This window comes from Wandonia haliotis (assembly GCF_039523435.1).
Classification (GTDB): Bacteria; Bacteroidota; Bacteroidia; order Flavobacteriales_D; family Crocinitomicaceae; genus Wandonia; species Wandonia haliotis.
Window position 1 is genome coordinate 221875 of the sequence record NZ_BAAAFH010000007.1, and the last position, 12311, is coordinate 234185.

Annotated in this window: 7 protein-coding genes; 2 read left to right on the forward strand and 5 right to left on the reverse strand. The window is 41.8% G+C overall.

Going from position 1 to position 12311, the window contains the following annotated elements; genetic code table 11:
* The first annotated feature begins 125 nt into the window (after positions 1-125).
* Together ABDZ97_RS07155 and ABDZ97_RS07160 are read left to right on the forward strand one after the other, a co-directional pair.
* Positions 126-7418, forward strand: coding sequence for a PKD domain-containing protein (locus tag ABDZ97_RS07155; RefSeq protein WP_343785981.1), 7293 nt, complete (start codon positions 126-128; stop codon positions 7416-7418).
* A 336-nt stretch (positions 7419-7754) separates the two neighbouring features.
* The gene (locus tag ABDZ97_RS07160; protein ID WP_343785983.1) at positions 7755-8129 is read left to right on the forward strand and encodes a GreA/GreB family elongation factor; all 375 of its coding nucleotides are present in this window, start codon (positions 7755-7757) and stop codon (positions 8127-8129) included.
* Between the two features lie 85 nt (positions 8130-8214).
* Here the strand turns inward: ABDZ97_RS07160 and ABDZ97_RS07165 are convergent, their stop codons facing one another.
* From ABDZ97_RS07165 to ABDZ97_RS07185, 5 genes are all read right to left on the reverse strand, one after another.
* Positions 8215-8673: a PaaI family thioesterase gene (locus ABDZ97_RS07165; protein ID WP_343785985.1), complete on the reverse strand. Its 459-nt coding sequence runs from the start codon at positions 8671-8673 to the stop codon at positions 8215-8217.
* Between the two features lie 76 nt (positions 8674-8749).
* On the reverse strand, positions 8750-9544 hold the full coding sequence (locus ABDZ97_RS07170) for a hypothetical protein (protein WP_343785987.1): 795 nt from the start codon (positions 9542-9544) through the stop codon (positions 8750-8752).
* 81 nt (positions 9545-9625) lie between these two features.
* Positions 9626-9913 (reverse strand): hypothetical protein, encoded by a 288-nt coding sequence (locus ABDZ97_RS07175; protein ID WP_343785989.1) that lies wholly within the window; start codon positions 9911-9913, stop codon positions 9626-9628.
* A gap of 157 nt (positions 9914-10070) precedes the next feature.
* Entirely contained in the window at positions 10071-11450 is a 1380-nt protein-coding gene (gene mnmE / locus ABDZ97_RS07180; protein ID WP_343785991.1) for a tRNA uridine-5-carboxymethylaminomethyl(34) synthesis GTPase MnmE, read from the reverse strand.
* A 70-nt stretch (positions 11451-11520) separates the two neighbouring features.
* Positions 11521-12306 (reverse strand): DUF4249 domain-containing protein, encoded by a 786-nt coding sequence (locus ABDZ97_RS07185; RefSeq protein ID WP_343785993.1) that lies wholly within the window; start codon positions 12304-12306, stop codon positions 11521-11523.
* Positions 12307-12311 lie beyond the last annotated feature (5 nt).

Below are 12311 nucleotides of genomic sequence, written 5' to 3' on the forward strand. Positions count from 1 at the left end.
GTAATTATTTCATCCGGTTATAGCTGACACTAAAAATATCGTTATTTTTATCCACAAGACGCAACTTTAGCGCAAGATTTTCGTCCATTTTTAGTTGACTACAGCTTATTATGAAATTTTTCTATTTGACTATATGCATTGTCTCACTGGCATTCGTGGCTTCCGGTCAGTGTGATGATGTCACTCCTTCTTTCTCAGTTGATCAGACTGCTTTTTGTGGTAATGGGCCTCACAATCTTACCATTACCAATACCAGTACCGGAACAGATGCCGGCACCACGCAGTATGAATGGACCATTAACGGAAGTAATTTTGCTACAACAAATGATCTTAGTGCACCAACTGTCCCTCCGTTAACTACTCCCGGAATTTATACGCTGGAAGTAACAGCTGTGGGAACTCCCCCGGCATGTTCGCAAACATTCGATTTATCTGTTGAAGTTTTTCCGACTCCCGTTGCAGACTTTACACATTCACCTTCGGGAGATTGCGCAGGAATCCCGGTAAATTTCACCAATACCAGTACTGGAACGGTTTCTGGGACAACGTACAACTGGAGTTTCGGAGACGGCGTAACGTCAACCGACGAAAACCCTTCTCACACGTACGCTTTTGGGGGAACGTACACCGTAGCGTTGACAGTTACCAATATAGCCGGGTGTGAATCCACCACCAGCCAAACAGTTACCAATCAGGATATCCCGAACGTGTTTATTTCCGGGGATGACGGAGACGGTAACACGACAAACTGTCTTTTACCTGGAGATCCAACAACATCCCAGACTGTCAATTTCAGTAATTTCACCACCGGGGCGGTCAGTTACCACTGGGATTTCGGAGACGGAACCACCAGTACAAGTTTTGAACCTTCGCACACCTACAGTACGTATGGAACTTTCCCGGTAACAATGACTGCCACCGGACCAAATGGCTGTTCATTCTCACAAACGATTGATATTGTTTTCGAACGTTTCGTTTCAGCTTCTATGACACTGGATATTACCGAATACAGCGGGTGTCTGCCGCATACACTGAATTCATTGCAGAATTTATCTGTAAACGCCACTCAATTTGTGTGGAATTTCGGAGACGGGACTCCTTCTGTTACAACAACATCGCTTACCCCACCCAGTCACATATACAACACGCCGGGAAGTTATACTATTTCATTGACAGCTTCCAATAGCTGTAACTCTGCCAACGCTACGATAAGCCCGATACAAATTGTTGGCGCTCCCGTTGCCAATTTTAACCCTTCGGTAAGCAGTGGATGTGCACCACAGGGAATCTCTTTCAACAATACGTCAACCGGCGCTTCTCCTGCCAATAATTACACCTGGGATATGGGGAACGGAAACGTATACAACAACATTTCAAATCCTCCCCCTCAGAACTATACCAATCAGGGAACCTATCCGATAACGGTTACTGCCAATAATGCATGTGGTAGTGATAGTTATACGTTTAACATGGTCATTGATTCGATTCCTGTTGCAGAAATTATTGCAGATCCAATTGAAGGATGTTCTCCTCTGACCGTAGACATTGATAATTTATCAACCGGAAATATAAATTATTACCGTTGGTATCGCAATGGCTCGTACTATAGCAGCGCCGTGAATATAGGTCCCTTCACGTATTCATATCCGGCAGGAAATACTCCTGTCACACAGAACATAAGTCTTACGGTTGGAAATCAATGTGGTAGCAGCTCGGATGCAGAAACCATCACTATACATCGTCCGACACTCGCCCGATTTACACCATCAGCAACAACTGTTTGTCTGGGAACTGCTGTTTCTTTTACCAATCAGTCGCTGGGTGAAAACCTGACTTTCGAATGGGATTTAGGTAATGGTACCACTTCAACGAGCAGTACTCCGGGAAGTGTTACGTATGTAGCTCCGGGAACCTATACCGTACAACTTATTGCAAACGGATACTGTGGTCCGGATACTGTAGAACATACAATTACTGTCAATCCGCTAACAGTGGCTGATTTCTCGTTACTTACACCAGATGAAGGCTGTTCTCCTCTGACCGTTGAGTTTCAAAACAACTCGACTGGTGTTGGTTTAAGTTATAACTGGACAGTAGACGGAGTCAATTCAGGAACAATGGCAACTATTCCGCCTATCACTTTCACTGAAACACCTGGAAACACTCCTGTTAACCATATTATTCGACTGACTGTAAACAGTGCATGCGGAACGGAAACCTTTCAGGATACAATCATTGTACACAGGCCTACAGAAGCTAATTTCACGACGTCCGCATCCAGTGTTTGTGAAGGAGACAGTTTCACCTTTACAGATGCCTCTCTCGGTGAAAATCTGACCTGGGAATGGGACTTCGGGGATGGAACGACTTCCGGTTCGCAAGGACCACATACACATACGTATGCAACCCCGGGGACCTATACGGTACAGCTTATAGCTGACGGATATTGCGGCAGAGATACACTTGAAACAATTGTAACTGTCAATCCTTTAACTGTAATTGATTTCACGATTCCCGAACCACAGGAAGGGTGTTCTCCCGTTACGGTTTCTTTAGCCAATAACTCTTCGGGTACAGGTCTGACGTATGAATGGACAGTAGACGGTGGCTTTTATTCAAATCAGCAAAGCCCTGCGCCGATAACATTTACGGAAGTCCCCGGATCGTCTTCGGTGACACACATCATCGAACTCGTTGTAACCGGGACATGCGGAACAGAAACCATGGATCAATCTGTTATCGTACACCCTCCGAATCAGGCAAATTTCACCGTACTACCTAATGAAGTGTGTCTGGGCGATGCCGTTACTGTCACCGACAATTCTCTGGGCGAAAATTTACAATGGAATTATGATTTTGGAGACGGAAGTACCGCTACAACTGCAGGTCCTCATGTATTAAACTATGCTTCGGACGGGACTTATACCATTCAATTAATCGCAGCAGGTTATTGTCCGAATGATACCCTTGAACAAACGGTAGTTGTACATCCTTACCCTGTAGCTGATATTAGTCCTGATGCTCCGGACGGGTGTCAGATTCTGGATATGACATTTACCAACAATTCAACTTCAGGAGCCAACTATTCCTGGAATTTTGGCACCAATGCTTCCCCCGCTGCATCAACGGCTTTTGACCCCGGAACTGTACAATTCAGTGCTGCGGGAACGGAAACCATTTCTATACAGGTAGAACAAAATGGTTGTACATCAGCAGATACGGTATATATTGATGTATATCCGCTTCCGGTTGTTGCTTTTACAACCAATCCGTCAGGTGGATGTAATCCATTGACAGTAAGTTTTACCAACACCTCCCCTGATAACGGAACGGAAACATTTACCTGGGACTTTGACAATGGAAATACCTCTTCCGACTATACTCCTGCGGATGAACTTTTTGTCGCGCTTACCAATGATAGTATTTATGACATTACCCTGACGGTAACTTCCGGTTCCGGATGCTCTGATTCACTGACACGTCAGGTGATTGTAAATCCACTTCCGGTTGCAGACTTTGACTTCGTTGAAGATACAATCTGTCTGAATGAAACAATGGTGCTTATTAATTCTTCCATAGGAGCCAATAGTTATAGCTGGGATTTCGGTGACGGAAACACTTCAACTGCCACAGCACCTTCGTATAATTATACCACACCGGGAACCTATACAGTAACACTTCAGGTTGAAACTGCTTTTGGATGTATGGATGTAATTTCCCACGAAATTGTCGTAGATCCTATCCCTGAAGCACTGTTTAGTAATACAACCGAATGTTTGGGATATGGTACACAGTTTACAGATGAAAGTACCGGCAATCCGGTTTCCTGGAGTTGGGACTTTGGAGACGGAAACACATCCTCTGATCAACATCCTCTGCATCAATATACAGCTGCCGGTTCATTTACCGCTTCATTAACCGTCGAAAACAGCTTTTCCTGTAGCTCATCAATTGCACAATCCGTTCTGGTAAATACAGTTCCGACTGCTGATTTTTCTGCTTCCAATTTTTGTTTGGGAGATGCTACGCAGTTTAATAACCTGACCAGCGGTGCTACAGTAGCTTATGAATGGAATTTTGGAGATGGGAGTCCAGTCAGTACGGTAACTCATCCTACGCATACATACACAGCAGTTGGAGATTATTCGGTTACGCTCGTTGCTTTCGGAGGATCTGGCTGTTCGGACACACTGGTACAAACAGTTTCCATCACCGAAGTTCCCGTAACCGACTTTACGTTCACGGATGTGTGTCAAAACGACACCACTTTCTTTATCAATCAGACAACAGGGAATCCGGATAGCTATGCATGGGATTTCGGAAACGGACAAACAGCTACAGATACTGACCCTTGGATGGTGTATACTACGAACGGAGATTATACAGTTACATTAACTACTTCATTTACAAGCTCCGGATGTAGCCACACGATCTCACAAACGGTAACCTCTTTCCCCAGAACCAGTCCCAACTTTTCTGCTTCTACCATCTGTTTAGAAGAAGCAACTTCCTTTACAGATCAGACAACAGGAAATCCTGTTCAATGGAACTGGGATTTCGGTGACGGAACAGGAACTTCGACTTTACAAAACCCGGTTTACACTTACACTAGTTTTGGTCTTTATGATGTCCGGCTGGTAACTGAAAATGCGTTTGGATGTAGCGATACTACTTCGATTACTGTTGAGGTTTATCCTTTACCGGTTGCCAACTTCACATTCGATACAGTGTGTTTCAATACCGCTACCCAAATCACCGATCTTTCTACAGATGCGATAGATTGGGAATACAATTGGGGAGATGGTACAACAGTTACCACGGGGGCTGATTCTCCCACGCATCTGTACACTTCCGACGGAAGCTTTTCAGTCACACAAATTGTAACCAACATTCATGGTTGTAAAGATACACTGGAACAAACGGTTATTATTCGTCCTAATCCGATAGCTGACTGGGAAGCCGATACTTCCTGTTTTTCATATTTAACCTCGTTTACAGATTTTTCTACAGATGCTGTTAGCTGGTCATGGGATTATGATGATAACGGTAGTACCTCGTCCCAACAAAATCCAACTTATACTTTTAGTACGGACGGTACTTTTGCTGTTTCTCTGATCGTTGAAAACAGTTTTGGTTGTACGGATGAACAAACTCAGGATGTTCTGGTACTTCCTCAGCCTGTTGCTTCATTTGACAATACAGCTGTTTGTGCCGGAAGTCAGGTAAATTTCACAAATACTTCTTCCGGTTCTCCAATCAATTTCTCTTGGGATTTCGGAGACGGGACACCTGAAATAACCTCTGAAAACCCTTCGCATACCTATGGTGTGGGAGGTACGTATCCTATTACATTTATTGTTGAAAATTCAGCCGGTTGTGCAGATACGCTTGAAGAAACAATCGAGGTATACACTATCCCTCAAATTGCATTTACAGCGGATACTGTTTGTTTGTTCAATATCACTACTTTCACGAATAATACAACAGATACTGCACCCATTGCGCAATGGTTCTGGGATTTCGGTGACGGGAATACCTCGTTTGCTGAAAACCCCACCTATATTTATCAAACTCCGGGCGTATTTAATGTAACTCTTCAGGTTACGAATGTGAATGGATGTGATTCCAGTATTGTTGCTCCCGTTCATGTTTCTGAAATTCCCACAGCTGACTTTTCTTCGAATGTTGTATGCTTTGGTTCCCCCACCACCTTTACAGATCAATCAACCGGAAATCCAACTCAGTGGGTGTGGGATTTTGGCGACGGAACTGTTGTTGACGGAGGAGCAATAGAACAACATACTTACACTTCTCCGGGGAATTACATTGTTACTTTACTTGTTGTAGGAGGAGAAGGCATTTGTAACGATCAAACGTTCCATATTATTTCGGTAAATGAAGAGGCAACTGCAGGAATGACAATTCCTACTGCTGTTTGTGAAGGTGGTACATTTAATTTTGCTGATAACAGTGTAGCCAACAACGGTACTATCACAACTTACAATTGGGATATGGGTGACGGGACACTTTATTCTACTGCCACTGGAACACATCAGTATGCCCAGGCCGGAACGTACACTATCACACTAACAGTTACTTCTTCGGACGGTTGTAGCAATACTACTACAGAACAGATTATTGTCAATCCGAATCCTGCTCCGGCATTTTCAGCTACACTTGCCTGTGAAGGTCAAACCACCCGTTTTACGAATCTTTCTCCGGGAACTAATACATCCTGGGCATGGACATTCGGTGACGGAAACGGTTCTGTACTGGAAAACCCGGTACATACTTATACAAATGACGGTACATACACGGTCACACTAACGGTGACTTCCGGTGACGGCTGCTCGGCAAATGTCTCTCAAACGGTAACTGTCTACCCTTCTCCTACTGCTGCATTTAACAGTACAACTGAATGCTGGGGAGAAGCTACCTCATTCACCGATCTTTCCACACTTTCGAATGGTCAGATTGTCTCCTGGGAATGGATATTTGGTACTAACGAAGCGGTTTCGTCCAGTCCGAATCCTCAACATACTTTTGAAGAATATGCAGATAACTTTGATGTTCAGCTGGTCGTCACTTCTGATGAAGGCTGTACAGATACATTAATTCAGCAGGTCAATCTTCACCCGGTGGTTAACTTTAATTTTGCACCTGACCGAACGGCAGGTTGTCAGCCGGTAGAAGTACAATTTACAGATCAAAGTACCACCTCGGGAGCTGCAACTATCATCAGTTGGCACTGGGATTTCGGAGACGGCTATTACAGCTTTGTACAAAGTCCCGCACATACCTTTGCTGATCCGGGAAGTTATGATGTGGAGCTGACCGTTGTCACAAGTACAGACTGCGAATTTGTTATGCCAATGCCTTTTTCAATTGATGTTTACCCTAAACCTCAGGCTGGCTTTAGTGTAACCCCAACAGTTACCTCAATCGCCTTCCCTCATATTGAGGTATCTGACGAATCGGTAGGGGCGCTTGACTGGGAATATGCGTTTGGAGACGGTTATTACAGTAACTCCGGTAACCCAACTCACACGTATCAGGAAGTAGGTGTCTATTCCATTATGCAAATTGTAAAAAGTAATTACGGCTGTATTGACACGGCTTATCAGACGATCGAAGTAACGGAATTTTTCTCATTCTTTGCCCCAAATAGTTTTACACCCAACGGTGACGGCATGAACGATTCTTTCGAATGGGCAGTACAAGCTACTACGATCTTCGAAATCCGAATCTTTAACCGCTGGGGAGAAGTAATTTTCAAAACCAATCAACAGGATGATTACTGGGATGGAACCTATAACGGAACTCCGGTTCAGGATGGTGTCTACATCTGGCAGGTTGAATTGATGGACATGAATGGCGAGTGGCGATTATTCCGTGGTCATATTTCGGTACTGCGTTAACGTTTTTTTCTTTCCCGGATCAGTTTGGGGATATAGAAAATAAGCTGTAATTTTGTCGGTACGATGAAAAACCTTTTGGTACATACCGTGAATTTCAGAAAAGGCCTTTTGCCTTCGTTAACCTATTTACATGATGACATGTTCCTGAAAAGTTCGAAAGAATTTGTTGGGTAGCCCCTGTCACGACTCCGGACAGGGATCATTTTCAGAATCATTTTTTTCAATACAACGGAATCTTCTTTACAGATGTGCTTTGCAGTAAAAGTTTGTTGCGTACCCCTTTTATTGTGCGGATCGAAAGTACAGGTCAAAAAGATTTCACAACATGAAAGCATCATGACAGAACCAATTATTTTAACTACAGGAATTTATGATATGGTTAAGGAACTTCTTCGAAAAAAACGTGTAACACCGGTAGAAGAAGAGTTACTCCAGAACGAATTAAAAACGGCAATACAGGTAACCCGAAAAGAACTGCCGGATGATATTGTAAACGTAAACCGAAAAGTAACGATCCGGGATCATGCTTCCCAAACAGAAAACGAATACCTGTTCGTAGGAACGACAAAATCCAAACCGAGTAAAGGGAAGTTCTCTATCGCTTCTGCTATTGCTTTAGCAACAGTTGGCCGCAAAACCGGAGATGTAATCGAATGGCCTTTCAAGGAGGGAACCCGAAAAATTGAAATTGTGAAGGTTGAAGTTGTTTAACCTTTCTGACGACTCCCCAAACAGTGTGTGCTTTGGGGAGTTGTTGTATTTCATCCCTTCTGATCTTGAAAAGAAGAAATGTTTCCTACTCTTCCTTCAGGCGAATGGCTAAAATCTCTCCGGTCGCACAAACTATACCTCGTGCACTTAGTCTCATATCTACCCAAACCTTCCGTCCTTCGATACTTCTAAGCACACCTTTTAATTCCAACTCCTCTCCCATGGGGGTAAGGGCTTTAAAGTCCACCTTTAACGAACCGGTAACACAGCGAACGGGAATGGGACCAACCTCTAGTGAAATTCCTTCTTTCTGACACAAGAACGCAGCAGCAGATCCAGTCCCGTGACAATCCAGCAAAGACGCTATCAGTCCTCCGTAAACACTTCCAGGAATGGCCGTATATTTGTCTTCGGGAGTAAATGTGGCTCGTGTCTCATTTCCTACTAAATAGGTTTTAAGTTGATACCCTTCCGGATTATTTCGTCCACAACCGTAACAATGCGATAAATTTTCGGGGTACAGATCCTGAATTGCTTTTGCCATGTTTTTACTTTTTGATGCTATTTACTCTAAAGAAAAGCAATATCTCTGAATACTACAGATTATAGTTATTGATGATTTATTCACCGAAGCACTTTCTTGTAGCATTTCTTTTTACAAAATAAAATTCTTCATAGGAGTTTCTATACGTATTAATCATAATCATGTGATCCTCATTCACAAGTACTTTATAAAAGAAATAGTTCGTTCCGTTTAATTGAAAATCATACCCAGAATGATAATATTCAAAGTCAAGGCTATCATTAACAATTACACGTTGTTTCTCTATCGTAATGTTTTTTATATCAAAAGATTGGTTGAAATTTCTTCTAATTGACGAAATAGAGTCAACATACCAAACTCCTAGCATATTTGCATCAAAAGCTACTTCTCTTAAACTCAAGCTATCTTGATTTATACAGTCAAAGTTTACGGGTAACTGATCCTTGTTTAAAAAAGAATAATCACCAGGAAATATAACACTCTGATTAGGATATAAGTACCCGTCTAAATTATACACTATACTGGCAAAGCATCCTTTTTTATTCACAGTAATTATAAGATCTTCAATACTATCACCTTCCAAAGCAAAAAAAACGAAATGTGCTGTATCAGAATAATTAATATATTTTTCATTCAATTTTGGGTGGAGAATTAAATAACCACTATTAAATTGTTGATATATGTCATTGAAATAAAAACCCTCAAATATTCTATTAAATTGATCTATTGATTCTTTACCTAATTCTAAATTAGTATTCTTTATTTTGTAATTATTACTGCTTTTATTATCTACATTTTCACATGAATAAAGTAGTATAACAACATTTAAAATAAACGAATATTTTAAAACTAACCTATCTGGAATTTTCATAAATTTATTTACCATCTTTCGGAAATTCAGAAGGGTGTGCCTTTTAAGCACATCCGGATCAGTAAACTCTCTATCAACACATTACTTTATCACTAGTCTTTTCAACTTCTCATTCAACACCACAGTTTCTTCATTTGTTTCACTTTTAAGTAATATCCTCCACTTATTACTCTTTATTTTTTTCAATTCTTCTATTCTAGAATCAAACTCCTTTACATTATAACGCCAGAATTTTAATCTAATCATTAACTCAACAGTAGAGTCAGTTATGCCATATTTTTCGAAAAAAACAGTTTCAAAGTCATCTAAAAAGATACAACTTCCACTTATAAAATAAATACGATTATTATTTTCTTTATTTTTCGGCACGCCAATTAATCCTGTTTCATACTCATAGTTTTTTGGATATTTTTTGATAAGAATTTGAATTTAGCCTAGTAAAATTGTCCCCTTCCTTAAACAGTCAACAGTTTTTTTCGAGAAAGTCTCAACTCTCAGGTACAACTAGGACACAAAATAAACGTAATTACTTTCCGATACAAAACTTAGAAAAAATAGACCCCAATAAGTCATCTGTTGAGATTTCGCCTGTAATGGAACCCAGATGGTGAATTGCCTGACGGATATCCATTGCAACAAAATCGCCTGTGATTCCATTTTCCAATCCTTCCAGAACTTTTAACAGATCTGAATGGGCTTTTTGAAGCGCATCAAAGTGACGTGAATTCGTGACAATTACATCTTCCTCTCCTACTCCGCTGATTGTAACTGATTCCCGAAGTCGTCCGAGCAGTTCTTCCAGGTTGGAACGTTCCTTTGCAGAGATAAATACAGGACTGTACTCCGCTAAAAAGTCAAAAGCTTCGGATAATAGATCCCGCTTATTAACTATAACGATGAGTTGCTGCCCTTCGTTCAGGTAATTACTCCTGAAATCAGTAAGTTCATTCAACGTTGCTTCCGCATTTGTATTTCTTTCGTCCAACAAGTATAAAACGATCAGGGCTTCTTTCGCTTTTTTATATGAGCGTTCAATCCCCATGCTCTCCACTACATCCTCTGTTTCACGCAACCCGGCTGTATCAATAAAACGATAACTGATCCCGTCCAGAACGATTTCATCTTCAATGACATCTCTTGTCGTTCCGGCAATATCTGAAACGATCGCTCTTTCCTCGTTCAACAACACGTTCAACAAGGTACTTTTTCCTACGTTGGGGGCACCTACAATGGCAACAGGAATGCCATTCTTAATCGCATTTCCGGTTGAAAAAGATTCTTTTAGGCGAGCTACTACTGATATAATTTCCCGAACCAAATTGTTCAATTGTGTTCTGTCTGCGAACTCCACATCTTCTTCTGAAAAATCCAGTTCCAGTTCAATCAATGAAGCAAACTGAATTAATTGTTCACGAAGTTGTTGCAATTCACGGGAAAATCCTCCCCGCATCTGTTTCATAGCCAACGAGTGTGCCATAGAGGAACGGGAAGCGATCAAATCAGCAATTGCTTCTGCCTGGACCAAATCCATCTTACCGTTCATGTAAGCACGCATGGTAAACTCTCCCGGGTCGGCCATACGACATCCGTTTTCGAGTAAGAGTTGTAAAATCTGCTGCTGGATATATACCGAACCATGACAGGCTATTTCTGCTGTTGCTTCACCTGTAAAGGACTTCCCTTTTTGAAGTACCGTAACCAATACCTCATCAATTAACTGCCCGTCTGCAGATTTTATATACCCGAAATGAGCCGTATGAGAAGTTTTACCGGTAAGATCTTTACTGAAAACTCCTGAAGTTATTTCCAGCGCTTTTGGTCCGGAAACACGTATAACAGCAATAGCTCCCATACCGTTTGCTGTCGAAAGCGCGCAAATTGTATCTGCATTTTCCCCGAAATTCATAGTGCAAAGATAAGACGACTAATGATACTACTTTGCAAAATTGACGAACAAGTTCTCTCCTTGCAACCGTTTATTGAACAGTAATCGTTTTCCGGTGAACAGAGTGTGCACTAAAATATCCCAGTGCATTAGGAGAGAAAGGAGAAACCGGGTTAGCCGGAGTGGCAGAAACAGCTGAGTTAATTGTTCCGTTAAGCGATCGCAAATATTCGTAATTCGTTTTATCAATATTTTGTAAAATCACTTCAACCACATCCCCCGTTGTCAGCGAATCATCGCCAAAGAAAAACAACGGAACCTCCATGTCCCCTCCTTCTGCCAGCATATCAGACACGACATTAATACCATCATCAGGCTCTCCGTTTCGCACATACAGAACCCGGTAATAGTTCTCCACATTCGGATCATCTGGAAATAGAACTGTAAGGTACCTGAATGGTCCGAAAAGTCCCTGTTCAACAAGAACGGTATCTATTTCCGTTAACAAAGGCATTACCGAAGTACTTTCATACGATTCGCCTTCCACGTCGATGGTTAAGGTATAAGACTTTCCAGGAACTCCCGTAATTGTAGTCATTTCATACGTTCCGGGAGACACTTCGTTCAAAACTTCCGTTGCTCCGTCGCTATCAATAATTGTAACCACAGCTCCACTCACTCCCGGAAACGAATTGGATTCATCAAAATTCACTGTTTTTGTCAATCGCACCTGATAGGGGCCACCCTCATCGTGTATATTCGATTCAATTACCAACAATGGATCCGAATCATTCAAGTCGATATCAATTACTTTTTCGCAAGCTACAAAAGGTAGTACTAACCCGGCTGCAAGTATATTTCGAAAGATCGTTTTCATAGGGT